The following is a 23,735-nucleotide window of genomic DNA, read 5'->3' as shown; positions in this document are numbered from 1 at the left end:
CCGGTGGTCTCCGGTCTCGAGGAGATCCAGCTCGCCACCATCCTGCTTGTGGTGGTGGCGGGCCTGGCCGCCGGCTGGGTTGATGCTGTGGTGGGCGGCGGGGGACTGCTGCAGTTGCCCGCACTGCTGCTGATTCCGGGGATTACTCCGGTGCAGGCGCTGGCTACGAACAAGATGGGTTCCATCTTCGGCACCACCACCAGCGCCATCACGTACTACCGCCGTGCCCATCCTGACCTGCGCACGGCCCTGCCCATGGCCGGCGTTGCCCTGGTGGGCAGCTTCGGCGGCGCCGTGCTCGCTCTGTCGCTGCCGTCCTCGGTGTTCAAACCGATCATCGTGGTGGCCCTGATTGCGGTGGCGATCTTCACAGCCACCAAACCAACAGTCGGCGAGCTGACCAAGCTGCGCCACCAGGGCCGCCGGCACTATGGAACCGCCGGTGCCATCGGCCTGGCGATTGGATTCTATGACGGACTGATCGGACCGGGGACCGGGTCCTTCCTGATCATTTCCATGGTCACGTTCCTTGGCTACAACTTCCTGGCCGCCAGCGCCAAGGCCAAGATCGTGAACATGGCCACCAACCTCGGCGCCCTGGCGTTCTTCCTGCCCAACGGCGCACTGCTGTGGGGGATTGGCCTGATCCTGGGCCTGGCCAACATGGTGGGCGGCTACATCGGGGCGCGGATGGCCGTCACGCAGGGCAGCAAGTTTATCCGCGTGGTGTTCCTCGTGGTGGTCGGCGCGCTGATCTGCAAGCTCGGCTACGACGTGTGGGTGGAGAACATCCGCGGCTGAGGCTGCAGGTGTCCGTTCGCACAGGGGTCAGCTCGCGCAGAGCTTAGTTCGCGAGGGTGGCGGCCACCCAGGCGGAGCGTTCCGCGTCCTTCCGCTTCCCGTCACGGTTGTAGTCCAAGCAGTTGTCCACCTCGCGCAGCACGCTCCACTGCCGTGCCGTTTCCGGATCCAGCCCGCCGGCCGCGCAGAGCCGGAGCAGCCGCCCGCGCAGGGCTGCCTCCGGCCGGGCCTGATCCAGCTCATCGATCCGGTTCCACAGCATGGGGGCGGCGGCAAATTCAGGTTCCCCCACCATCGCCTGGGGGTCGATGGCCACGAACCCGTGCCCGTCGGCCCCCGGGCGGCGGTACAGGATGTTCTCAAAATGCAGGTCCGTGTGGACCAGTACGTCGTTGCTGCTGCGCCGGCCCACCGCGCCGCGGGTCTGGCAGACCTCCAGCGCCGCTTCCAGCAGGCGCCGTTCGATGGGCCGCCCCAGGTCTTCCCAGGCGGCGGGCAGCTCGTCCGAGAGCTGCTCCGTCCGTTCGGCCAGCGACGGGATCCCGGCCCAGCCGGGGGAGTCCGCCGCCGGCAGTGACAGCTTCCGCACCAGCCCGCCCCATACCTCCACGGCGGTGTCCATGGCGGCGTCGGACAGGGTCCGGGCGTCATCCAGGCGTTCGAGCAGCAGCGTTCCGCTGTCGGCATGGCTTGCGTACAGCCTTACTGCTCCGAATCCGGACCACAGGCCCAGCGCTGCCGGTTCGGTGAGGGCCTCGTCATGCGGATACGCCACCTTCAGGACCGCCGGGCCGTACGGCGAGGCAACCGGGAGGACCATGGCCCCGTTGCCGTGCCATGGTTCCCGTCCCTGCAGGTCAAGGGTGAGGCCCCAGCGCTGCCGGGCGGCGTCGACAAGCGAGGGAAGGGATGTGAGCCAGTCCCGGCCCGCACGGGTTTGGGCGTACTGCCGGTGCAGGGGACCGGGAATGGACACGGGTACCGTCATTCCGGCGCCCAAAACCGGGTCCGGCTTCCCGCTGGGGTGCCGCAGGGCATGGCCCGGCGCTTCCCGGGGAGGGGGCGGGATTGATGGGCGGGGTGTTGGCACGAGTGCATGAGTACAGGCTAGGGGGTGCCGGGGACCTGCGGCAGTCCCGCCGCGTCCAGGTCCAGTCCCGGTGCTGCCGGAACGGAGCCCTCATCCGCATAGAGTGCGGTGCTCAACTCCGCCAGGCGCTCCACCGCCCAGGCACGTACGGTCCCGCTTCCCAGAGCCGCGAGATCGGCATACACGGCCGGCAGGGAGTCCTCCAGCTCCTCCAGGGCTGACTCCGGGTCCGCAGTGAACGACGGCGGCAGCGAGTACGCCGGTGCCCGGGTCAGCGCGGGCAGGCAAACCTCGGGCAGCAGCAGCACTGCCTCGGCTCCGGCGGCGAGATGTTCTTCCCTGCGCCCGTCCAGTTCCGCGCGGGTGGCGGTGCCGGAGGTGCGGGCCATACCGACTTCGTAGGCATACGCGGCGCCGTACTCGGCATGGACAGCGGCCTGCAGGGCGGCCGCCGCATCCGGGGCGGCGTCCGGTCCGGTTTCGGAGGTGGCGGCCTCGGGTACGGTCCCGGACGAGGTACCGGGTGCGACGCCGGGTGAGGCGAAGGGGCTGGCGCCGCCTGTTCCCTCGGAAGCGCACCTGCCGCTTCCGCTGGACGGCGTGACGGGCTTCCACGGCTCCGGGGCATCCAGCCCGGCGGCTTCGGCGGTCCGGAGGGCCAGCACCTGCTGGGCGGCCCCGGTGGACGCCAGCAGCCGGGCGGTGCCGGCATCCGCACGGATGGCGCCGTCCAGGCTGGACCGGGCGGAAATGGTCAGCAGCCGGACGTAGTCCGCTGCGGCATCGGAATCGGCGGCGTGAGTCGAGCCGGTGTTGGACGCGACAGCTCCGGACGCGGCAACTGGGAAGGGCGGAACGCCGCGGCGGAAACTGCCGGCCCGGGTAAGGACTGCGGCCTGCTCGTTGAGGACTTCGGCCTGGCGGGCAAGCTCCGCCGTCAGCGTTGTGGACCGGGCGGCCTCGGCAAGTTCGCCGGCCTGCCGTGAGAGTTCGAGGGCTGAGGCCCGCGCATCGGTCTGCGCGATTTCGGAGAAGCTGGCGGCGCGGCCCTCACCGGACCCGTTTCCGGCGACCATTCCCAGGCTCAATACCACGGCGGCCAGGACCAGCAACACAGTGGTACGCCTCACGCCGCCCAGGACGGCCATCGCCCGTCCGGCGCGGCCGGCCGCGGGCGTTCTGCGGGACGGGGGCTTTTTCACTACATCCGATGATGCCATGAACGGGCCCTCATCTGCTGCGATGCCGATGGGACTCAGGAAAGTCGGTACGCTAGTAGGTACAACATCATCTAGTGGGAGGCACCTATGGCGGTTCGGCCCAGCCCCAAAAAAGACACGTCATCGGATTACCGCAAGAAGGCCATGCACGCAGAAATTGCCGCTGAAACGCAGCGGCTCAAGAACTTCCTCGCTCCCACGGTTGAACAGCAGCAGCTTTTCCTTGAGGACATCGAGATCAAGATGGCCGGTGCCAGCCGCACCGTGCACGTCATCGTGGACCTTCCCGAAGGGGAAGCCGGAGGCGTCAGCCTCGACCGCATCTCCGACGTCGCACATGCGCTTTCCGAAGCCATGGATGCAGATCCGCACGACGACGGACGTCCCTACAGCCTGGAGGTTTCCTCTCCTGGTGTTTCGCGCCCGCTCACCGAGCCGCGCCACTGGCGCCGCAACGTCGGGCGCATGGTCAACGTGAACGTCATGACCGGCGACGACGTCAAGGGCCGCCTGGTGTCCGTTGAAGCGGACGGCATCACGCTGATACCGGAACTGCCGGTCAAAAAAGGCATGAAGCCGAAGCAGGGCGAGCAGATGTCCCTCCCCTTCGGCAACATCCGCAAGGGACGCGTTGAAGTTGAATTCGCGCATATTGAAGACGTACCGCTGGACGGCATCGCCGGCAGTGATGAAGAAACCACAGCTGAGGAGGCCTAGATGGATATTGATATGAGTGCGCTGAGGCTGCTGGAACGCGAACGGGAGATCCCCCTGGATCTGCTGGTTCCGACCATTGAGCAGGCGCTTTTGGTGGCGTACCACAAGACCGCCGGCGCGCAGGATAGAGCACGCGCCGAGGTGGACCGCAAGAACGGCCACGTGACCATCTGGGCCACCGAGGTTGACGACGACGGCGAGGCCGTGGGCGAGTTTGACGACACCCCCACCGGTTTTGGCCGCATCGCCGCCAGCACCGCCCGGCAGATCATCCTGCAGCGGCTGCGCGACGTCGAAGACGACGCCATTGTGGGTGAGTTCAAGGGCCGCGAGGGCGAGATTGTCTCCGGACAGATCCAGCAGGGCAACAACCCGCACATGATCCAGGTGAACCTGGGTGCCGTGGAGGCACTGCTGCCTCCCACGGAGCAGGTCCCCGGCGAGAAGTACACCCACGGTTCCCGGCTGCGCGCCTTCGTTGTCGATGTGCGCCGCGGTTTCAAGGGCCCCTCCATTACCCTGTCCCGGTCCCATCCGGGCCTGGTGCGGAAGCTCTTTGAACTGGAAGTACCCGAAATTGCCGACGGCAGCGTTGAAATCGTGGCGCTGGCACGCGAAGCCGGACACCGGACCAAGATCGCCGTGAAGGGCAACGTCTCGGGCATCAACGCCAAGGGCGCCTGCATCGGCGAGATGGGTTCCCGCGTCCGCGCTGTCATGACCGAGCTGCATGACGAGAAGATCGACATTGTGGACTTCAGCGAGGATCCCGCAACGTTCATCGCCAACTCGCTGTCGCCGTCGCGCGTTAACTCGGTGACGATCACCGACGAAGACACCCGCTCGGCACGCGTTGTCGTCCCCGATTACCAGCTGTCGCTGGCGATCGGCAAGGAGGGGCAGAACGCCCGGCTGGCAGCGAAGCTGACCGGTTGGCGGATTGATATCGTTTCCGACGCCAAGACCGCTTAAGCAGACAGGTCCCGGGGTGGATGCGGCACAGCGAGAGAAACGCGTTAGAATGTATGAGGCCGGGTCGCCGTCCGCTTTCCTTTTGTCCCCTGCAGCCTCAGGCGCTGCAGTTCATGTTCCGCAGAGGACATGCATTGGGTGCAGGAAAACGGATGACCAGGCTGTTCTGATGCGGCTGGTAGGTGTGGACATGGACGGCAGGATTGCCGTCCAGGTCGACGAACACCGCCGCATGTCTGGCCGCGGGGCCTGGGTGCACCGCGGATCAGCATGCTTTGCAGCAGCGCTTCGGCGACGCGCGTTCAACCGGGCCTTTCGGGGCCAGGTGGACACCGCGGATGCGGAAGCTTGGTTCAAGGCTCTTGAGTCAGCTCCGACCGGGAGCGGGCTCGAAACCGTCCAACCTGAAAGCGGGTCAGAAATCTGATGGAAACCCGATGAGTACCCAGCGATGAGTGCTTTGTTGTGCTCTGCTATGGGCTTTGCTGTGACTGCAGTGGAAGCCCGCAGGAAATAGACGGTTCGTACCTGGCTCGGTGCGGACCGAGACAGGAGAAATGTGGCCAAGGTCCGCGTACACGAGCTCGCCAAAGAGCTCGGCATCACCTCGAAGGACGCAGTTGCAAAACTGCAGGAACTGGGCGAATTCGTCCGTTCCGCCTCATCAACGATTGAGGCACCCGTAGTCAAGAAGCTTCGCGGCGCCTTCCCGGCGTCCGATTCCAAGCCGGCCGCACAGGCCGATTCCAAGCCGGCCGCGCAGGCCGACTCCAAGCCCGCTGCACAGGCCGGCACCCCCGGCCCGCGCCCGGCTGCGGCACCCGCTGCACCGGCGCCGTCGGCACCGACCCCGGCTCCGGCAGCCGCTGCGGCAGCTCCGGCTCCCGCGGCTCCGGCCCCCGCAGCTCCCGCCGCCGAGAAGCCGGCAACACCGGCTCCGGCAGCACCCGCTGCCCAAAAGGCACCGGCCGCTGACAAGCCGGCTGCATCACCGTCCTCGGCCGTCAAGCCCGGCGCACGTCCGGGCCCGAAGGCTCCTGAGGCTGAAAAGCCTGCTGACGGCGGCGCCCGCAGCGGCGCACCCCGTCCGGGCGCACCGCGTCCGGGTAACAACCCGTTTGCCCCGTCCCAGGGCATGCCGCGCCCCCGTGGCCGCGGCGAAAACGAGCGGGGTTCGGGCGCACCGCGTCCGGGCAACAACCCGTTTGCTCCCTCGCAGGGCATGCCCCGTCCGGGCCGCCGTGACGAGAATACTGAGCGTCCCGCAGCAGCAGGCGCCGGCGGTCCCCGTCCGGCAGCAGGCTCCGGCGGTCCCCGTCCCGGCGCACCGCGTCCGGGCGCACCCCGTCCGGGCGCACCGCGTCCGGCATCGGCACGTCCCGCCGGACCCGGCGGTCCCCGTCCGACTCCGGGCATGATGCCCAACCGCACCGAGCGTCCGGCAGCCCCGGCACGCGGCGGTGCCGGCGGCGGACCCCGCAGGGGTCCGGGCGGCGCACCCGGTGGAGCTCCCGGTGCAGGCGGCGGCGCACCCGTTGGCGGCGGCTTCGGCAAGGGCGGCCGCGGACGCGGCGGCACTGCCGGTGCTTTCGGCAAGGGCGGCGCAGGACGCGGCAAGCAGCGCAAGTCGAAGCGGGCAAAGCGGCAGGAACTGGAGCAGATGTCAGCTCCGTCGCTGGGTGGCGTTTCGGTGCCCCGCGGCGACGGCAACACTGTTGTCCGTCTGCGCCGCGGCGCGTCCATCACGGACTTCGCCGACAAGATTGAGGCCAACCCGGCAGCACTCGTGACCGTACTGTTCCACCTCGGTGAAATGGCAACGGCCACGCAGTCCCTGGACGAAGAGACATTCGGCGTCCTGGGTTCGGAACTGGGCTACAAGATCCAGGTTGTCTCGCCGGAAGACGAAGAGCGCGAACTGCTGAGCACGTTCGACATCGACTTCGATGCCGAGCTTGAGGCCGAAGGCGACGACGACCTCGAGGCACGTCCTCCGGTAGTCACGATCATGGGTCACGTTGACCACGGTAAGACCCGCCTGCTGGATGCCATCCGCAACACCAAGGTTGTTGAGGGTGAAGCCGGCGGCATTACCCAGCACATCGGTGCTTACCAGATCCAGTTCGACCACGAGGGCGCAACGCGTCCGATCACCTTCATTGACACCCCGGGCCACGAGGCGTTCACCGCCATGCGTGCACGTGGTGCCAAGGTGACCGACATCGCCGTCCTGGTGGTCGCTGCGGATGACGGCGTCATGCCGCAGACGATCGAAGCACTGAACCACGCCCAGGCAGCCAATGTGCCGATCGTGGTCGCAGTGAACAAGATCGACAAGGAAGGCGCCAACCCGGAGAAGGTCCGCGGTCAGCTGACCGAATACGGCCTGGTTCCCGAGGAATACGGTGGCGACACCATGTTCGTGGAGGTCTCTGCCCGCCAGAACCTCAACATCGACGCCCTGCTCGAGGCCGTGCTGCTCACCGCAGACGCTGCCCTGGACATGCGCGCCAACCCGAACAAGGACGCCCGCGGTATCGCCATTGAAGCGAACCTGGACAAGGGCCGCGGTGCAGTAGCAACCGTTCTGGTCCAGTCAGGAACGCTGAAGGTTGGCGACACGATCGTTGCCGGAACGGCTCATGGCCGCGTCCGTGCAATGTTCAACGAGAACGGCGAGACCGTCTCCGAGGCTGGACCTTCCCGTCCGGTCCAGGTGCTGGGTCTGTCCAACGTTCCCCGCGCCGGTGACACCTTCTTCGTGACCGACGACGAGCGCACCGCCCGCCAGATCGCTGAGAAGCGTGAAGCTGCGGACCGCAACGCCGCCCTGGCCAAGCGCCGCAAGCGCATCAGCCTCGAGGACTTCGACCAGGCCGTTGCTGACGGCAAGGTTGACACCCTTAACCTCATCCTCAAGGGTGACGTTTCCGGTGCCGTGGAAGCCCTGGAAGACTCGCTGCTCAAGATCGACGTTGGCGAAGGCGTGCAGCTGCGCGTCATCCACCGCGGCGTTGGTGCCATCACGCAGAACGACGTCAACCTGGCGACGGTGGACAACGCCGTCATCATTGGCTTCAACGTCAAGCCGGCCGAGCGCGTTGCCGACCTGGCAGAGCGTGAAGGCGTGGACATGCGCTTCTACTCCGTCATCTACGCAGCAATCGATGACATTGAGCTTGCACTCAAGGGCATGCTCAAGCCCGAGTACGAAGAGGTCCAGCTCGGCACCGCCGAGGTCCGCGAAGTCTTCCGTTCCTCCAAGTTCGGAAACATCGCCGGCTCGATCGTCCGCTCCGGTGTCATCCGGCGCAACACCAAGGCACGGGTTACCCGTGACGGCAAGGTCATCGGTGACAACCTCACCGTTGAGTCGCTCAAGCGGTTCAAGGACGACGCCACCGAGGTCCGCACGGACTTCGAGTGTGGTATCGGTCTGGGCTCGTTCAACGACGTCAACGAAGGCGACATCATCGAGACCTTCGAAATGCGGGAGAAGCCGCGCGCCTAGCAGTACCTGAGACGGGGCTGCCGGTTTCCGGCGGCCCCGTCCCCAGCGGGAGGGCCAACGCCGGACGGCGGCTGGCCCTTTCGCTTCCGCGCCGCCGTTAGGCCGCGCAAGAACATATGACGTACGCGATGTGCCGGCTCCTGCCGCCGTCGTTGTACGATCCGAAGAATCTTAGTTAAGGAGAGGTAATGGCAGATCCAGCACGCGCTGCGAAGCTCGCTGACCGAATCAAGGTTGTAGTTGCCCAGGCGCTGGAACGGCGGATCAAGGATCCCCGGCTGGGGTTTGTGACCCTCACCGATGCCCGCGTCACCAACGACCTGCAGCACGCCACGGTGTACTACACGGTCTTCGGCGACGAGGCCCAGCAGGCTGACACCAAGGCTGCCCTGGAGTCCGCACGCGGAGTCCTGCGCGCCGAGGTGGGCAAGAACATCACGGTGCGCCTGACGCCCACGCTCGAATTCGTTCCTGACGAGATTCCCGTGAACGCCAGCCACCTGGAGGAACTCATCCGGGCCGCCAAGAAGCGCGACGCGGAACTTGAGGCCCTCAAGGAAGGCGCCACGTACGCCGGCGACGCCGATCCGTACCGCAAGGATGAGGACTTCGACGAAGACGAAGACGACGAGGACGGCGGGGAGGCTCCCGCCGGTTCCGACAGCAAATAAGCCACCGGCTCCGCCTTTCGTCAGAACGCGGCGGTAGCCAGGCCAAGAGAGGGGAGGGTTCCAACGGGAACCGTCCCCTCTCTTATGCGCTCCGGGGCCTTATGGGCTCTGGGCCTTGTTGGCTGGCGCGGGGCTCCTAATCTTCGTCCCCGTGAACGCCGCCGTGAACGTGGCTGGTGCCGCCATGGCGCCAGTGGCCTCCTCCGTAGCAGTCGTCGTCCCCGTAATCGAGCTCAATGCTGATGATCCGGCCGGCAGCAGGTGCCGGGTCAACGGGTGGCTCCACGGGAGGTTGCTCCGCACCCGGTTCCTCCGGCCCACCGGGAGGCAGCGCGTCCACGGAGACGTAGAGGACGTCCCCGCGCAGCTCGACGGCGGCGGGCTGGTTGACTTCGTAGAACAGCTCCGGAGTATCGGAACCCGCCGGCACCACCGAGATCCTGTTGCCGAACAGCTCGGCCACGAAGATGTCGCCGTTGTCGTTCACGGCAAGGCCGGTGGCCGCGGCAAAGCCGGTGGCTATCAGCTCGGAACTGCCGTCGTCGGTGTTGACCCGGTAGACGGACCCCGGAGCCAGGCCAGCCTCTGGAGGGCCGCCCGGGAGCGACGTTACATAGAGCTCCCCGTCGGGTCCCCATTCGATGTCGGTGGGGACCGGTTCCAGATTGTAGGTTGCACCAACGGTGCAGGGCGGCAGCGGAACCGCAGCGGCTGCCTCGGCGGTGATCGTGGCCGGGACGGGCGGAAGGACTGCCACTGTGGAAACGCTGCCGTCGGAGAGGTCCACCTCCACGATGGCGTTCATTCCCGCGTCGGCCACCAAGACGCTGTCATCGCCGGTCGGCAGCGTGGCGTAGGGATTGGAGTCAGGGAGGCCGGTGTAACTCGCAGGGACCTCAGGCGGGATCTGGGCGGCACAGGCAGGATCCAGGTCCTGGAAGCCGTAGGTGTTCACGCTGTCCGGGTTTTCGCTGTACTCAAACTCAGCAATGTCCGTGATGGTCTCGATCGTTCCGTCCCTGTCAATCGACTTGAGCAGCGAGGTGTTCAGGGCCGGGTCATGGGTCATGGCCCCGGTGGTGAAGGTGTAGTAGGTGGTCCCCCTGGAGCGCGAGACGGCTGAGGACTCGTACCCCTCAGGGCCGGCGTCCAAAACCTCCGTCTCACCGTCTTCGGTTCTGGTGAGCAACCCGGCAACTGCCTGGGCTACGTCAAAGGTTGGGCCACGCCCCACTGCGAAACTCAGGGGAGACACCAGGCCGTCGGCTACGGTGGTGACCTCCCCGGGCGCCGGCACCGCGGGCGGATCCGGCGGATCGGGGTGCCAGCCTCCGGCGGAAGCCGGGGAAGCGCCCAGTCCAAGGGCGGCGGCGGCGGTCAGTGCGGCAAAGGTGCGGGATGATTTTTTCACGGAAACTCCTCAGCATTGGTGGAAACAATGCGAGACTCGCTTCCACAATCCGCGGTTCCCAGCCACGCCCCCGGAGGAAGCAGTCAAAGCCTAGGCTCGGGCTGCCGGCAGGTAAATATCGCGTACTGCTGCGCACATGCACCACTCACAGCAACCTTCCACGTAGTGAGTAAGCGGGTCTGAACCGGGTAGCCGACGAGAGCGTCGGGCAAGTGTCGGGCAAGTAATGCGGTCGACTGCTCCGCGCCGGGTTAGACGACGCCGTCTGTGCTGCAGGTTTGATTCTTCCGGCGTGCCACCAGATACGCGGTCAGGGCACCCGTGAGCAGGACACCTGCGATGGCCGGGATGTTGCCGCCTCCGTCCTGCACGGCTGCCTGCACGGCTGCCTGTTCCTGTGCGGACGCCGGAGCCTGGGATCCTTCCCCGGCAGCGGTGAGGGACGGGGATCCGTCCGGGGCGGTGTAGGGCTCGCTGACCGCGTATGCCCGGCGCCGGATCCCAGGACGGCGGTGATCCCCAGGACCGCGGCCGGGAGCGTGCGGGTTGCCTTGCTCATCCGAGACTCGTTTCACCTGGTTTGTGCGGCGGCGGTGTTCCTCGCGGCACACCGCCGGCCGCCTCTGCGGCATGCTAGCTGTTCGGCCCGGACGGCGGTTCAGACGCGTCCGCCGGCCGTGCCGGAAGCCGCTCCAGCCCGGTGACCAGGTCTTCAGTGCCGCCGCACAGTGCAACCCGGATCCACCCTTCGCCGATGGATCCGAAAGCGGTCCCGGGCGCCACCGCCACACCCTGCCCGGCCAGGAACTTCTGCGTCCAGGCCCGGACGTTGCCCTCCGTGGCATGGGACATGTCGGCCCAGAGGTAGAACGCCCCCTGGGCCTTGAGGTAGGGAATGCCCTTGGCGTCAAGCACGGCCGACGCCGCGTCCCGGTTGGTCCGGTAATGGGCGGCGGCGTTGCTGACGTAGTCCTGGGGGCCGGTCAGGGCAGCCAGCGCGGCGTACTGCGAGGGCGACGCAACGCAGGAGACGATCGACTCCATGACGGTGCTCATCCGGGTCTCCAGGCCGGCGGGAGTGATCAGGGCTCCGATCCGAAGCCCGGTGAGGCCGTACGTCTTGGACAGCGTCACCGAGACGATGACGCGCTCCCCGCCGGAACCGCCGTCGTACGCCAGCGGACTCACGTGCGGGACATCGTAGGTGAACGCTTCGTAGCACTCGTCCGAAATGATCCACAGGTCCCGCCGGCGGGCCAGCTCCACCAGGTCCCGCACCAGCCCGGGGCTGAAAACGGCGCCGAGGGGATTGGAGGGTGAGTTCAGCAGCAGCACACGGGTCCGGTCGGTGATCAGCGCCTCAATGTCCGCGATCCGCGGCTGGAAATCGTGTTCGGGGTACAGCGGATATTCCATGGGCTCGGCGTGGAGCAGCCGCGCGGTCATGGCGAACGTGGGATAGCCGGGATTGGGAATGAGTATTTCGTCTCCGGCGTCCAGCAGCATGCTCATGGCCAGATGCAGCCCCTGCTGGGCGCCGGCGGTGACAAACGCCCGGCCCGGGGACACCTCCAGTCCGTTCTGGACGCTGACGCGGTCAGCAAACGCGGCACGCAGCGGGGTGATGCCCGCGTTGGGCGTGTAGCCCGTTTCATCCCGGCCCAAGGTGGCCTGCGCCGCTTCCAGGATGTGCGGCGGAGTGGGAAAGCCCGGCTCGCCGATGCTGAGGACAATGGAGTTCGGCTGCGCCCACGCCGCCTGGGTGATCTCGCGGATCTGGTTGGCGGCGGCGTTCCGGACATGGGGCGAGAGTTCAGGCATACCCGCATGCTATCGCTGCCGGCGCGCACCGTGCGAGGACGCCTGCGCCGGTCCGCGTCAGGAACCGCAGGCCGTCGCCGCATATACTGAAAGGCGTGAATTCCGGGCAGGTCCGTTCAGGGCTGATTATTGTTGACAAGCCGCAGGGATGGACCAGCCACGATGTGGTTGGCCGTCTGCGGAAACTAGCGGGAACCCGAAAAGTGGGGCATGCGGGAACACTGGACCCGATGGCCACGGGAGTGCTGGTGGTTGGCATCAACAAAGCCACCCGGCTCCTGACCTACATTGTGGGCACCTCCAAGACTTATGAAGCAACCATCCGGCTCGGCCAGTCAACCGTGACCGACGACGCCGAGGGCGAAATCACCGCGGAGACCATCGCCGCCGCTGTGACGGACGAAGAGATCATGGCCGCCGTGGCGGACCTGACCGGCGATATCCAGCAGGTGCCCAGCAGCGTCAGCGCCATCAAGGTCAATGGTGAACGGTCCTATGCGCGGGTGCGCGCCGGGGGAGAGGTCAACCTCCCCGCCCGCCCCGTCACCGTCTCCCGCTTTGAGGTCCACGGAATCCGCCGGGAAGCCGGCGGCAAGCTGCGCGACGTCGATGTGACCGTTGAATGCTCCTCCGGCACCTACATCCGGGCGCTGGCCCGGGACCTGGGCTCCGCACTGGGCGTGGGCGGGCACCTGACGGCGCTGCGGCGCACCTGCGTGGGCCCGTACAGCGTGGAACAGGCGTCCACCCTCGAGCAGCTGGCCGGGAACCTTGCGGTCCTGGAGCTCGACGACGCCGCCCGGGCCCTGTTCCCGGTCCGTGAGCTCACCGCCGCGGAAGCAACCGACCTTTCCCACGGCCGGCGCGTGCCGCCGTCGGCCGCTGTCCCGGGAGCCGAAGAAGGAGCCGGCGGCGGTGCCCCCGTCGCTGCCTTCGCCCCCGGCGGGACCCTGGTGGCCCTGCTGGAAAACCGTGGTCCCGTAGGCGCGGAGTTCCCCGCGGCCTATGCCAAGGCCCTGCTGGTCTTTGCGCCCGGAAACGAGGCGTAGGTGGTTGTAGATCCGATGTTTATCGTGGGCACCATCGTGTGCCTGGTGTCGCTGGTGCTGTGCTTCGGGGCCGCCATACTGAAGCAGGGCCCCAATGACCTCACCATCCTGTCCGTGGCGGCCGTGGAGCTGTTCCTGCTGGTCTACGCCGTCTTCGGCGTCATCCGCCAGATGGGTGGAGAAGGAGTGGCCGGGGAGGCGTGGGAGTTCTGGGGCTACCTCTTCACGGCCCTGCTGATTCCGGTGGGCGCCATTTGGTGGTCGTTGATGGACCGCAGCCGCTGGAGCAACCTGGTCCTTGGTGCCGTGGGCATCACCGTATTTGTCATGTTGTTCCGAATGGAACAAATCTGGGACGGAGCACCCCTCGCATGAAAATGAACAATTCCGCGTCCAACCGCCCAGAGGCACCGCGCCCGTCGGACGGACCGGACAAAGCTGGACCCGCGGGCCGCAACGCCGGACCGGGCCGGCTGCTGGTAGCCGTCTACGCCGTCTTTGCGCTGTCCTCCACTGCACGCGCCCTGTTCCAGATCGCCACCAAGTTTGACGAGGCGCCGGTGGCTTACCTGCTGTCCGCCTTTGCGGCCGTGGTTTACATCGTGGCAACGGTGGGGCTGGCCCGGTCCGGCCCGAGGTCCTACCGGGTTTCCGTGATTGCGGTGGGCATCGAAATGGTTGGTGTGCTGGCCGTGGGCATCTTTGGACTGGTGGATCCGGCAGCGCTGCCGGATGACACCGTGTGGTCCGGCTTTGGGGCCGGCTACGGTTATGTTCCCCTGCTGCTGCCGGTTCTGGGGCTGGTGTGGCTGTACCGCCACCGCAACGGGGCAGTCCGCTCCTGATCCACCGGGGCGGCGGAGAAAACCCGCCGGCAGCGTGTGGCGCCGTGACGTTGTGCTGCGTGAGACGATGGCAGGAGAATGCATCACACGGCAGGTTTTCCACTCCTCAGGGGGAAAAATGAGCAACCCGGCAGCAACACCCAGCGATCGCCACGGCGGATCGGGTCCGCAGCAACCCGCGCAGCCCCCCACCGGACAGCCGTCCCAGCCGGCCGCCGGCTCTCCCGCCTCAGCACCCGCCGCCGGAACATCCGGACGGAAGCCGGCCGTTCCCGCTGCCGGCCAGAGCGTCAGGCCCACCGAGAAACTGCAGGTTCCGCAGTCCGGAAAGCGCACCGGTGCCGGCAGCGGTGAGGGGCAGGGCGGCCGTCAGCCGGCCAAGCCTAAGAACAAGCCGTATAAGAGCAGCGACGACTGGGGAGTTTTCCGCGCGGTCGTTATCGGGGTGGGGATCCTGGTTGCCGGCGTCGGCATCTACTACCTGACCACCGGCACGGCAGGGGTTGCGGACACCGGCGGGGGAGAGGTCAACCCGTCGCTGGAGTCCCAGTTCCGCTTCTTCTCGGCCATGATGGTGGGCGTTGGTGCGGCGTTCATTGCCATTGCGGTGAAGTTCCAATGGGCCAACATGCTGTGGCTGGTCTGCCTGATGGTTTTCCTCGGCGGGATCGGCCGCGTGCTCTCCTGGGCGTTCAGCGGAACACCGCACTACACCATGATCATCCTGATGATCCTGGAGCTGGCCTTCCCGCCGGCCCTGCTGGTGTGGCACCGCTTTATTGCCAAGACCAGCGAGCTGAAGCGTGAATTCAGCGAGGGTTCCGCCGGCCGTGCAGACGGGGCCGCGGCGGCAGGCGCACAGGGCTGAGTCTTTTCCGGCGGCATTTTCGGCAATAATGGTTAGGTCCGGTTTCAGCCCCCCGTTGTTCCGGCCCACCAACAGCCGCGGCACCGCCGCGACCGAACCGCCTTTCTGAAGGAGCCTGTGTGTACTACTGGAATGACCTGGCGGAGGTTCCTGCCGGCATTGGTCCGACAGTAGTGACAATCGGAAATTTCGACGGCGTGCACCTGGGGCACCAGCACGTGCTGGACCGCCTCGTAAAGGTGGCCCGTGAGAAGGATGCCGCAGCGGTGGCCATTTCCTTTGATCCGCATCCGGCCCAGGTGCACCGTCCCGAGGCCGCGCCCGAGCTCATCATGGGTCCGCTGGACCGCCGCGAGGCGCTGGCCGCCACCGGTCTGGACGGGTTGCTCATGATGCACTATGACCTGCAGCTGGCCTCCATGACCGCCGAGGAGTTTGTCCAAAAGGTTTTTGTGGAGGGACTGCGGGTGTGCGCCGTCGTCATTGGCCACGACGTGCGGTTTGGCCGCGGCAATGCCGGTGACCTGGAGACCATGCGCGAACTCGGCAACCGGCTTGGCTTCGAGGTCCAGGCGGTGGAGGACTTCGGCGCACTGCCCGACGGGCCGTCCGCACCGGAAGGCCGGCGGTGTTCCTCGACCTGGATCCGGGAAGCGCTGCGCAGCGGCGACGTGCGCACCGCGGCACGCCTGCTCGGCCGCACCCACCGCATGCGCGGCGAAGTGGTGCACGGCGCCGCGCGCGGCCGTGAACTGGGATTCCCCACCGCCAATTTGGCCCCTGAATCCACGGGCCTGATCCCCGCTGACGGCATTTACGCCGGATGGCTCGTTGACGAAGCCGGTACGCGCTGGCCGGCAGCCATCTCGGTGGGCTCCAATCCCACCTTCGACGGCGTCAGCCGGCAGGTCGAAGCCCACGTGATCGACCGCCCGGACGAGGAGGTCACCGCCTTCAACCTCTACGGCCAGCACATCATCGTGGAGTTCGTGGAACGGCTCCGCGGCATGGTGGCCTACACCGGCCCCGAAGCGCTGATCGAGCAGATGTGCCTGGACGTGGCGCGCACCCGGGACGTCCTTTCGACAGATCGCGGCGCGGACGGGTAAACTGGATTCAAATTCGGCTGCGGTCCGTGGCGGCTGAATTTCTTTGCGTTTGGGGGATTCGTTCCCGCGGCGCCAAGATCCCCGGCAGCGCAGTGCTGACTCGGGCCTCACGGCACAACTCTAGGAGAGTTACATTGGCACTTGATCCCGTAGTCAAGCAGGAAATCATCAAGGAATACGCTCGGGCCGAAGGCGACACCGGTTCGCCCGAGGTTCAGGTTGCAGTGCTGTCGCGCCGCATCCTCGACTTGACTGAACACCTGAAGACGCACAAGCACGACCACCACACCCGCCGCGGCCTGATGGCCATGGTTGGTCGCCGTCGTCGTATGCTTTCGTACCTCAAGGATACGGACATCACCCGCTACCGTGCGCTCATCGAGCGCCTCGGCCTGCGCAAGTAGTCTTTGGAAAGGGTGGCCCCTGCGTTTTCGCGGGAGCCGCCCTTTTTCAGGCAGGCATGGACACCGGCTCTGACCGGAAGCGCACCCGCCTTTGCAGTAACCAGCAGCACCGCAGTACCCAGCAGTACAGCAAAACATCAACAGGAGTCAGCCAGCATCGCAGCATTCGCGGTCCTCGGTAGTGGTCTCCGGGAGTTTGTGCCCGTGGACCTCGATCGAAGACCGGGTGTTGAACCGAACCGCCTTGCAGCGGTACACGCGTTTATTGGGACGATGCTGGATGCCTCCGCCAACGAAGAAACGGAGGTGACTCTCTATGGAGGGTCCCGAAATTCAGTTCGCAGAAGCCGTCATTGACAACGGCAAGTATGGACAGCGCGTCATCCGCTTTGAAACCGGCCGTCTGGCCCAGCAGGCTGCAGGCGCCGCCACTGTCTACATCGACGATGACACCGTCCTGCTGTCGGCAACGTCCGCCGGCAAGTCCCCGCGCGAAGGCTTTGACTTCTTCCCGCTGACCGTCGACGTCGAAGAGCGCATGTACGCCGCTGGCCGCATCCCGGGCTCGTTCTTCCGCCGCGAAGGACGCCCGTCCACCGAAGCCATCCTGGCCTGCCGCCTGATGGACCGCCCGCTGCGCCCCGCCTTCGTCAAGGGCCTGCGCAACGAGGTCCAGATCGTGGTCACCGTCCTGGCGATCAACCCCGACGTGCTGTACGACGTCGTTGCGATCAACGCTTCCTCCATGTCCACCCAGCTGAGCGGCCTGCCGTTCTCCGGTCCGATCGGCGGCGTCCGCGTTGCCCTGATCGACGACCAGTGGGTTGCCTTCCCGAAGCACTCCGAGCTGGAGCGCGCCGTGTTCTCCATGGTGGTTGCCGGCCGCATTGCCGGTGACGACGTCGCCATCATGATGGTGGAAGCCGAAGCCACCGACGCCGCCTGGAACCTCATCAAGGAAGAGGGCGCCACCGCCCCGACCGAAGAGGTTGTTGCAGAAGGCCTCGAAGCGGCCAAGCCGTTCATCAAGGCCCTGTGCGAGGCTCAGGCCGACCTGGCAGCACGCGCCGCCAAGCCGACCGTCGAGTTCCCGATCTTCCTGGATTACCAGGACGACGTCTACGAAGCCGTGGAAGCCGCAGCCGCTGACAAGCTGGCCAAGGTCTTCTCGATCGCGGACAAGCAGGAACGCGACATTGCAGCCGACGAGCTCAAGGACGAAGTTGTTGCTTCGCTGTCCGAGAAGTTCGAAGGCCGCGAGAAGGAAATCTCCGCAGCATTCCGTTCGGTCACCAAGCAGGTTGTGCGCCAGCGCATCCTGAAGGACCAGATCCGCATCGACGGCCGCGGCCTGACGGACATCCGCCAGCTGACCGCCGAGGTTGAGGTTCTGCCCCGCGTGCACGGTTCGGCCATCTTTGAGCGCGGCGAAACCCAGATCCTGGGCGTCACCACGCTGAACATGCTGAAGATGGAACAGCAGATTGACTCGCTGTCTCCGGTAACGCGCAAGCGCTACATGCACAACTACAACTTCCCGCCGTACTCCACCGGTGAAACCGGCCGCGTGGGTTCGCCCAAGCGCCGCGAAATCGGTCACGGTGCCCTGGCAGAGCGCGCGCTCATGCCGGTGCTGCCGACGCGTGAGGAATTCCCGTACGCCATCCGCCAGGTCTCCGAAGCCCTGAGCTCCAACGGTTCCACCTCGATGGGTTCGGTCTGCGCCTCGACGCTGTCCATGCTCAACGCCGGTGTTCCGCTGCGCGCTCCGGTTGCCGGTATTGCCATGGGCCTGGTCTCCGACCAGGTTGACGGCGAGACCCGCTACGCCGCCCTGACCGATATCCTCGGCGCCGAAGATGCCTTCGGTGACATGGACTTCAAGGTTGCCGGTACCTCCGAGTTCGTTACGGCCATCCAGCTGGACACGAAGCTCGACGGCATCCCCGCTTCGGTGCTGGCAGCAGCCCTGAAGCAGGCCCGCGAAGCACGCCTCCACATCCTCGGTGTCATGGACGCTGCGATCGATACCCCGGACGAGCTCTCCGAGTTCGCCCCGCGCATCATCTCGGTGAAGATCCCCGTGGACAAGATCGGCGAGGTCATCGGCCCGAAGGGCAAGATGATCAATCAGATCCAGGAGGACACCGGCGCTGACATCTCCATCGAAGATGACGGCACCGTCCTCATCGGCGCAACCGACGGCACCTCCGCCGAGGCTGCCCGTGCGGCGGTCAACGCGATCGCCAACCCGCAGGTCCCCGAGATCGGCGAGCGTTACCTCGGTACGGTTGTGAAGACCACCACGTTCGGTGCCTTCGTTTCCCTGACCCCGGGCAAGGACGGACTGCTGCACATCTCCGAGCTGCGCAAGCTCGCCGGTGGCAAGCGCGTGGACAACGTTGACGAGGTAGTTTCCGTCGGCCAGAAGATCCAGGTGGAAATCACCAAGATCGATGACCGCGGCAAGCTGTCCCTGTCTCCGGTTGTTGCTGAAGACGCCGAAGGCGAAGAAGCGGCAGAAACCGAGTCCGCAGAGTAAATGTCACATATTGCTGATGGAAACCGTCCCGATGCCGGACATGCTCCGGCATCCGGGACGGTTGTCCGCCTTCCGCTGACCATTCTTCCCGGTGATCCCTCCCTCGTGATGGGAACGCCCGGAGGCGCCGTCGTACGCCGTTCCGTCCTTCCCGGCGGAGTGCGCGTACTGACCGAAGCCATGCCCGGCCAGCGGAGTGCGACCATCGGCTTCTGGGTTGGTGTCGGCTCGCGGGATGAAGCCGCGGGCCGGCACGGCTCCACCCACTTCCTTGAGCACCTGCTGTTCAAGGGCACCACCCGGCGCACGGCGCTGGACATTGCGCTGGCCTTTGACGAGGTTGGCGGCGAGTCCAACGCCGCGACGGCCAAGGAAAGCACCTGTTACTACGCACGGGTGCTGGACACCGATCTGCCGATGGCCATTGACGTCATCACCGACATGATCACCTCCGCGGTCCTGGACCCGGAGGAGCTGGAGCAGGAACGCGACGTCATCCTGGAAGAAATTGCCATGGATGCCGACGATCCCGCGGACCTGTGCCACGAGAAGTTTGCCGAGGCTGTCCTGGGCGACCACGCCCTGGGCCGGCCCATCGGCGGCACTCCCGAAGCCATCATGAGCGTTCCGCGCGAAGCCGTGCTGGAGCACTACCACCGCTACTACCGGCCCACCGAACTGGTGGTCACCGCTGCCGGCGGCCTGGAGCACGACGAGGTCTGCGCCCTGGTGCTCGACGCCCTGAAAAAGGCCGGCTGGGACCTTTCCGAGGACGCATCACCGGCCCCGCGCCGCAACACCGAACCCGCAGTGATCACCGGCACCGCCGGTGTGCAGGTCATCAACCGGCCGGTGGAGCAGGCCAACGTGGTCATGGGCTGCCCGTCATTGACGGCCACCGATGACCGCCGGTTCGCCATGAGCGTCCTGAACACCATCCTGGGCGGCGGCATGTCCTCGCGCCTGTTCCAGGAAATCCGCGAAAAACGCGGCCTGGTGTACTCCACGTATTCCTTCTCCGCGTCCTACGCTGATGCCGGCTACTTCGGCATGTACGCAGGCTGCTCCCCGGCCAAAACCCGGCAGGTCATCGACCTGATGGGCTCGGAGCTGGAGCGCCTCGCGGCTGACGGCGTGGATGAAGCGGAACTGAAGAAGGCCCGCGGCCAGATTGCCGGCGGCATGGTCATGGCGCTGGAGGACTCCAGCTCGCGCATGTCCCGCCTGGGCCGCGCCGAACTGGTCAGCGGGGAGTTCATCGACATTGATGAGTCCCTGGCCCGCATCGGTGCCGTAACGGCCGCGGAAGTGCAGGCGCTGGCCGCCGAACTGGCTGCCGCCCCGCGCACCATCACGATTGTGGGACCGTTCAAGTCCGCGGAGGAGCTGGGCTTCTAGCCTTCCTTCCCCTCTCACCGTCCTGCGGGACACCACTGACGCGCTAGAAACAGAAAGTGCGCTTCCCAGCCTTGGGAGGCGCACTTTCTGCCATCTCGGGATCTTTAAAGGTCGGGCGATTCAGCCGCCGGCGAAGGGCGGCAGGATGTCCACTGCGTCCCCGAAATCCAGCGTGAGGGACCGGTCGCGCGCCGCGTACCCGTTCACCAGAAACGTGCTGCGGGAGATGACGCTCTTCAGCGGGGGAGTGCCCGCAGGGGCTTCCGAGTGGCGGGCACCCAGGAATTCCAGCAGGTCGTCCAGGGACGCACCGGCGGAAAGGCCATCGGGACCGTCAGCGGAAAAGGTCTCTTCCTCCACACCCGAGGCAGCCTTCGCGGCGCCAAAATATCGAATCAGCATTTAGCCGCCTATCGCGCTCATGGTTCGGTCCGGCTGCACATAGTCGGCATCGCCCAGACCCGTATGGTCCATTCCGTGGGCCTTGGGCTTGCCCCACATGGCGTCCTGCCAGCGTGCCGCCACGTCGTCGTCGCCGGCGTCCGGGGTGCGGAGCAGCTCCAGCAAATCGGTTTCCTCGTGGGAAAAGAGGCAGCTGCGCACTTTTCCCTCCGCTGTAATCCGGGTGCGCCGGCAGTCGGTGCAGAACGGTTCGGTGACCGAGGCAATGATCCCCACGGTTCCGGCCACGATCCCGGGAGCGGAGCGGCGCCGGACCTCCCAGCGCTCGGCGGGGGCGCCGTCGCGCTGCCGTGGGTCGGGGGTGAGGATAAAGTCCCGCTCCAGCCTGCTGCGGATTTCCGCAGCGGTGATCATGCCGTCCCGGGTCCAGCCGTGGTCGGCGTCCAGCGGCATCTGTTCAATGAAGCGCAGTTCAAAGCCGTGGCTGACCGCCCACTCCAGCAGGTCCGGAGACTCGACGTCGTTAATTCCACGCATCAGGACGGCGTTGATCTTGATCAGCCCCAGGCCCACCCGGGCGGCTTCCTCAACCCCGGCCAGCACGCGGGGAAGGAACGGGCGCCGTGTCAGCTGCGCAAAGGTGTCCGGATGGAGGGAGTCCAGCGAGACGTTGATTCGGCTCAGCCCGGCGTCCTTCAACGCTTGGGCCTTTTTATCCAGGCCCAGCGCGTTGGTGGTCAGCGAAATGGGGAGCTCCGGGTGGTTGGCGCGGATGCCGGCAATGATGTCCACCAGATCCGCCCGTACCAGCGGCTCACCGCCGGTGAGCCGCAGTTCGCGCACGCCGAGGGTGTTCACTCCGATTCCCACGAGCCGGATGATCTCGGCGGCCGTCAGCACCTTGTCCTTGGCCAGCCAGTCCAGCCCTTCCGCCGGCATGCAGTAGGTGCAGCGCAGGTTGCACTTGTCAGTGAGCGAGAGCCGCATATCGGTGGCACGCCGCCCGTAGCGGTCCAGCAGTCCGTCGGCGGCCCGCACCCCGGCAGCCGCAGCCGCTCCGGCCGTTGCCGGCGGCTCCGCTGCGGGAGTTTCGACGGGCGTGCAGCCGGCCGCAGGGGCGGTTGAATCGGTCGCCGTGGACGGACCGCCGATCAGCGGCGCGCCAATGGACGGCATTCCCAGCTGGATTCCCATGGGTCGAGGCTACGCCCTTTCGCGGTTAGGCTCTATCAATGCGTTTTATCCGCCGGCGTCAGCGCCTTGTCGCCCTGTCCGCCGCCGCCGTGTCCATCTTGCTGCTCGTTGCGGCTGCCGGCTGTTCAGGCCCGGATGCCGACGGTGATTCCGCGGCTTCGGAAAGCCCCGTTATTACGGTATTCGCAGCCGCGTCCCTCACGGATGTGATGGCAGCCATAAGTCAAGCCTACGACGGCGGCGGGCACCTGCGCACCAATCTGGGCTCCAGCGCCCAGTTGTCGGGCCAGCTTCTGTCCGGCGCGCCGGCCGACGTCGTGATCGCCGCCGACATGGAAGCGCTCGATGCGGTGCGGGCGGAGGGGCTGGTCTCCCGGGAGCAGGTCGTGGCCGGGAACACCACGGTCCTGGCGCTGGCGCCGGGCAACCCGGCCGGAATCACGTCGCTGGCTGATCTGGGCGGCGGTGCGGCGCGCGCGGCGGTCTGTGCGCCGTCGGTACCCTGCGGACGCGCGGCGGAGCGTGTGCTCGACGCCGCCGGTGTGGCGCTCTCCGGCGAAAGCCGCGAGGACAGCGTGCGGTCGGTGCTGACCAAAGTGGTGACCGGGCAGGCGGACGCCGGGCTGGTGTACCAAACCGATGCGCTCTCGGCTGCGAAGCAAGGGGTGACGTATCTTGAAGTGAGCGATCCCGAACCCAACCAGTACCCCGCGGCCCTGACCGCGGAGGGAGCAGAGCATGAGGCAGCTGTCCGATTCTACGAGTGGCTTGCAGGGGAGGAAGCCGCCGGCATCCTCCGTGACGCGGGCTTCCGGCCACCGGGAACATGAGCCGGAGCGGAACCGGCGGCGGGGAACGCAGAGGCGGGACCACGGGTCAGCGGCCGGGCGTGCCGTGGGCATGACACGCGGCGCACGGGCCACCACCCCGGCCTGGCTGTGGATCCCGGCATCGCTGGCGCTGCTGTTCTGCGCCGGACCGGTGGCGGCCCTGCTGCTGAACGTCCCCTTCGCTTCCCTGGGAGCGCTGCTGACCGCACCGGAAGCACGCACGGCGCTGCTTCTGTCGGTGACAACCTCCGTGGGGTCAACACTGATCTGCGTGGTGCTGGGGCTGCCCCTGGCCGTGCTGTTCAGCAAGCTGGCCGGGCCCTGGATGCAGGTGCTGCGCGGCATCCTGCTCATACCCCTGGTGCTTTCTCCGGTTGTTTCGGGCATTGCGCTGCTGTACTTCTGGGGACGGCAGGGGCTGGCCGGGCGGTTCCTGGAACCGGCCGGGCTGGGGGTGGGCTATTCGCCCGCAGCCGTGCTGATAGTCCAGGTGTTTGTTTCCCTGCCCTTCTTCGTGGTGGCGTCGCTGAGCAGCCTGCGCGCCGTGGACCATGACCTGGAAATGGCCGCCGCCACCTCCGGTGCGGGCCCAACGGCGATCCTGCGCCACATCACCATTCCGCTGGCCCTGCCGGGAATCATCGTGGGGGCCCTGCTGGCCTTCGCCCGGTCCCTGGGGGAGTACGGCGCCACCATCACCTTCGCCGGCAGCATCGAAGGACGCACCCGGACCCTGCCCCTGCAGATCGAACTCAGCCTGAACTCCAACCAGCCCGAAATTGCGCTGGGAATCTGCCTGATCCTTATTTCGTTGTACCTGGTGCTGCTGGCGCTTGCCCGGCTTGGGGTGGGGCTGCTGGTGCCGCGCTGACTGAGGCGC

Annotated in this window: 23 protein-coding genes; 16 read left to right on the top strand and 7 right to left on the bottom strand. The window is 66.6% G+C overall.

Annotated features, from left to right (window positions below):
- Nucleotides 1–3 precede the first annotated feature (3 nt).
- Nucleotides 4–801 carry a sulfite exporter TauE/SafE family protein gene (locus tag AAE021_RS09715; protein WP_342022140.1) on the top strand — a complete coding sequence of 266 codons (798 nt, stop codon included), beginning with the start codon at nt 4–6 and terminating at the stop codon, nt 799–801.
- Nucleotides 802–844: 43 nt separating this feature from the next.
- Here AAE021_RS09715 and AAE021_RS09710 read toward each other — a convergent pair whose 3' ends face one another.
- Complete coding sequence (locus AAE021_RS09710) at nt 845–1,789, bottom strand: aminoglycoside phosphotransferase family protein (protein WP_342022139.1); 945 nt, start codon at nt 1,787–1,789, stop codon at nt 845–847.
- A 119-nt stretch (nt 1,790–1,908) separates the two neighbouring features.
- On the bottom strand, nt 1,909–3,111 hold the full coding sequence (locus AAE021_RS09705; protein WP_342022138.1) for a DUF4439 domain-containing protein: 1,203 nt from the start codon (nt 3,109–3,111) through the stop codon (nt 1,909–1,911).
- Nucleotides 3,112–3,198: 87 nt separating this feature from the next.
- On the opposite strand from AAE021_RS09705, the gene rimP reads away from it, so the two are divergent.
- From rimP to rbfA, 5 genes are all read left to right on the top strand, one after another.
- Complete coding sequence (gene rimP, locus AAE021_RS09700) at nt 3,199–3,828, top strand: ribosome maturation factor RimP (RefSeq protein WP_342022137.1); 630 nt, start codon at nt 3,199–3,201, stop codon at nt 3,826–3,828.
- Entirely contained in the window at nt 3,829–4,800 is a 972-nt protein-coding gene (gene nusA, locus AAE021_RS09695; RefSeq protein WP_342022136.1) for a transcription termination factor NusA, read from the top strand.
- A gap of 49 nt (nt 4,801–4,849) precedes the next feature.
- The gene (locus tag AAE021_RS09690) at nt 4,850–5,227 is read left to right on the top strand and encodes a YlxR family protein (RefSeq protein ID WP_342025367.1); all 378 of its coding nucleotides are present in this window, start codon (nt 4,850–4,852) and stop codon (nt 5,225–5,227) included.
- A 132-nt stretch (nt 5,228–5,359) separates the two neighbouring features.
- A complete protein-coding gene (infB, locus tag AAE021_RS09685) occupies nt 5,360–8,311 on the top strand; it encodes a translation initiation factor IF-2 (RefSeq protein WP_342022135.1) in 2,952 nt (983 codons plus the stop codon).
- Nucleotides 8,312–8,499: 188 nt separating this feature from the next.
- Nucleotides 8,500–8,982 (top strand): 30S ribosome-binding factor RbfA, encoded by a 483-nt coding sequence (gene rbfA / locus AAE021_RS09680; RefSeq protein ID WP_342022134.1) that lies wholly within the window; start codon nt 8,500–8,502, stop codon nt 8,980–8,982.
- 136 nt (nt 8,983–9,118) lie between these two features.
- Here rbfA and AAE021_RS09675 read toward each other — a convergent pair whose 3' ends face one another.
- The 3 genes from AAE021_RS09675 to AAE021_RS09665 form a co-directional block, all read right to left on the bottom strand.
- Entirely contained in the window at nt 9,119–10,393 is a 1,275-nt protein-coding gene (locus AAE021_RS09675) for a ScyD/ScyE family protein (RefSeq protein WP_342022133.1), read from the bottom strand.
- 251 nt (nt 10,394–10,644) lie between these two features.
- Nucleotides 10,645–11,025 carry a hypothetical protein gene (locus tag AAE021_RS09670; RefSeq protein WP_342022132.1) on the bottom strand — a complete coding sequence of 127 codons (381 nt, stop codon included), beginning with the start codon at nt 11,023–11,025 and terminating at the stop codon, nt 10,645–10,647.
- Nucleotide 11,026: 1 nt separating this feature from the next.
- The gene (locus AAE021_RS09665) at nt 11,027–12,214 is read right to left on the bottom strand and encodes a pyridoxal phosphate-dependent aminotransferase (protein WP_342022131.1); all 1,188 of its coding nucleotides are present in this window, start codon (nt 12,212–12,214) and stop codon (nt 11,027–11,029) included.
- A 95-nt stretch (nt 12,215–12,309) separates the two neighbouring features.
- Here AAE021_RS09665 and truB point away from each other — a divergent pair, with 95 nt between their 5' ends.
- The 8 genes from truB (at nt 12,310) to AAE021_RS09625 (ending at nt 20,429) form a co-directional block, all read left to right on the top strand.
- Nucleotides 12,310–13,263: a tRNA pseudouridine(55) synthase TruB gene (truB, locus tag AAE021_RS09660; RefSeq protein WP_342022130.1), complete on the top strand. Its 954-nt coding sequence runs from the start codon at nt 12,310–12,312 to the stop codon at nt 13,261–13,263.
- Nucleotides 13,264–13,638 (top strand): hypothetical protein, encoded by a 375-nt coding sequence (locus AAE021_RS09655; RefSeq protein ID WP_342022129.1) that lies wholly within the window; start codon nt 13,264–13,266, stop codon nt 13,636–13,638.
- Between the two features lie 2 nt (nt 13,639–13,640).
- Nucleotides 13,641–14,108: a hypothetical protein gene (locus AAE021_RS09650; RefSeq protein ID WP_425362474.1), complete on the top strand. Its 468-nt coding sequence runs from the start codon at nt 13,641–13,643 to the stop codon at nt 14,106–14,108.
- Between the two features lie 118 nt (nt 14,109–14,226).
- Nucleotides 14,227–14,976: a DUF4345 domain-containing protein gene (locus AAE021_RS09645; protein WP_342022127.1), complete on the top strand. Its 750-nt coding sequence runs from the start codon at nt 14,227–14,229 to the stop codon at nt 14,974–14,976.
- 119 nt (nt 14,977–15,095) lie between these two features.
- Nucleotides 15,096–16,085, top strand: coding sequence for a bifunctional riboflavin kinase/FAD synthetase (locus AAE021_RS09640; protein ID WP_342022126.1), 990 nt, complete (start codon nt 15,096–15,098; stop codon nt 16,083–16,085).
- A 134-nt stretch (nt 16,086–16,219) separates the two neighbouring features.
- Entirely contained in the window at nt 16,220–16,489 is a 270-nt protein-coding gene (gene rpsO / locus AAE021_RS09635) for a 30S ribosomal protein S15 (protein ID WP_104055387.1), read from the top strand.
- Between the two features lie 316 nt (nt 16,490–16,805).
- Complete coding sequence (locus tag AAE021_RS09630; RefSeq protein WP_342022125.1) at nt 16,806–19,031, top strand: polyribonucleotide nucleotidyltransferase; 2,226 nt, start codon at nt 16,806–16,808, stop codon at nt 19,029–19,031.
- The gene (locus AAE021_RS09625; protein ID WP_425362383.1) at nt 19,032–20,429 is read left to right on the top strand and encodes a M16 family metallopeptidase; all 1,398 of its coding nucleotides are present in this window, start codon (nt 19,032–19,034) and stop codon (nt 20,427–20,429) included.
- Nucleotides 20,430–20,549: 120 nt separating this feature from the next.
- On the opposite strand, the gene AAE021_RS09620 is transcribed toward AAE021_RS09625, so the two are convergent.
- Both AAE021_RS09620 and moaA read right to left on the bottom strand, forming a co-directional pair.
- Nucleotides 20,550–20,831 carry a MoaD/ThiS family protein gene (locus tag AAE021_RS09620; protein ID WP_342022123.1) on the bottom strand — a complete coding sequence of 94 codons (282 nt, stop codon included), beginning with the start codon at nt 20,829–20,831 and terminating at the stop codon, nt 20,550–20,552.
- Nucleotides 20,832–22,025 (bottom strand): GTP 3',8-cyclase MoaA, encoded by a 1,194-nt coding sequence (gene moaA, locus AAE021_RS09615; RefSeq protein ID WP_425362382.1) that lies wholly within the window; start codon nt 22,023–22,025, stop codon nt 20,832–20,834. It abuts the gene before it with no gap.
- Between the two features lie 38 nt (nt 22,026–22,063).
- Between moaA and modA the strand changes: the two genes are divergently transcribed.
- Both modA and AAE021_RS09605 read left to right on the top strand, forming a co-directional pair.
- On the top strand, nt 22,064–22,855 hold the full coding sequence (gene modA / locus AAE021_RS09610; protein ID WP_342022121.1) for a molybdate ABC transporter substrate-binding protein: 792 nt from the start codon (nt 22,064–22,066) through the stop codon (nt 22,853–22,855).
- Nucleotides 22,856–22,925: 70 nt separating this feature from the next.
- A complete protein-coding gene (locus tag AAE021_RS09605; protein ID WP_342022120.1) occupies nt 22,926–23,726 on the top strand; it encodes a molybdate ABC transporter permease subunit in 801 nt (266 codons plus the stop codon).
- Nucleotides 23,727–23,735: the final 9 nt, after the last annotated feature.

It is taken from the genome of Arthrobacter citreus (assembly GCF_038405225.1).
GTDB lineage: Bacteria > Actinomycetota > Actinomycetes > Actinomycetales > Micrococcaceae > Arthrobacter_B > Arthrobacter_B citreus_A.
The sequence above is the reverse complement of the archived record's forward strand: the minus strand, read 5'-3'. Positions and strand labels throughout refer to the sequence as shown.

Coding starts and splice junctions, on each gene's coding strand:
- AAE021_RS09710 (WP_342022139.1), bottom strand. CDS start 1,789: ATGACGGTACCCGTGTCCATTCCCGGTCCCCTGCACCGGCAGTACGCC.
- AAE021_RS09705 (WP_342022138.1), bottom strand. CDS start 3,111: ATGGCATCATCGGATGTAGTGAAAAAGCCCCCGTCCCGCAGAACGCCC.
- rimP (WP_342022137.1), top strand. CDS start 3,199: ATGGCGGTTCGGCCCAGCCCCAAAAAAGACACGTCATCGGATTACCGC.
- nusA (WP_342022136.1), top strand. CDS start 3,829: ATGGATATTGATATGAGTGCGCTGAGGCTGCTGGAACGCGAACGGGAG.
- AAE021_RS09690 (WP_342025367.1), top strand. CDS start 4,850: ATGTATGAGGCCGGGTCGCCGTCCGCTTTCCTTTTGTCCCCTGCAGCC.
- rbfA (WP_342022134.1), top strand. CDS start 8,500: ATGGCAGATCCAGCACGCGCTGCGAAGCTCGCTGACCGAATCAAGGTT.
- AAE021_RS09670 (WP_342022132.1), bottom strand. CDS start 11,025: ATGCCGCAGAGGCGGCCGGCGGTGTGCCGCGAGGAACACCGCCGCCGC.
- AAE021_RS09665 (WP_342022131.1), bottom strand. CDS start 12,214: ATGCCTGAACTCTCGCCCCATGTCCGGAACGCCGCCGCCAACCAGATC.
- AAE021_RS09650 (WP_425362474.1), top strand. CDS start 13,641: ATGAACAATTCCGCGTCCAACCGCCCAGAGGCACCGCGCCCGTCGGAC.
- AAE021_RS09645 (WP_342022127.1), top strand. CDS start 14,227: ATGAGCAACCCGGCAGCAACACCCAGCGATCGCCACGGCGGATCGGGT.
- AAE021_RS09630 (WP_342022125.1), top strand. CDS start 16,806: ATGGAGGGTCCCGAAATTCAGTTCGCAGAAGCCGTCATTGACAACGGC.
- AAE021_RS09625 (WP_425362383.1), top strand. CDS start 19,032: ATGTCACATATTGCTGATGGAAACCGTCCCGATGCCGGACATGCTCCG.
- AAE021_RS09620 (WP_342022123.1), bottom strand. CDS start 20,831: ATGCTGATTCGATATTTTGGCGCCGCGAAGGCTGCCTCGGGTGTGGAG.
- moaA (WP_425362382.1), bottom strand. CDS start 22,025: ATGGGAATCCAGCTGGGAATGCCGTCCATTGGCGCGCCGCTGATCGGC.
- modA (WP_342022121.1), top strand. CDS start 22,064: ATGCGTTTTATCCGCCGGCGTCAGCGCCTTGTCGCCCTGTCCGCCGCC.
- AAE021_RS09605 (WP_342022120.1), top strand. CDS start 22,926: ATGACACGCGGCGCACGGGCCACCACCCCGGCCTGGCTGTGGATCCCG.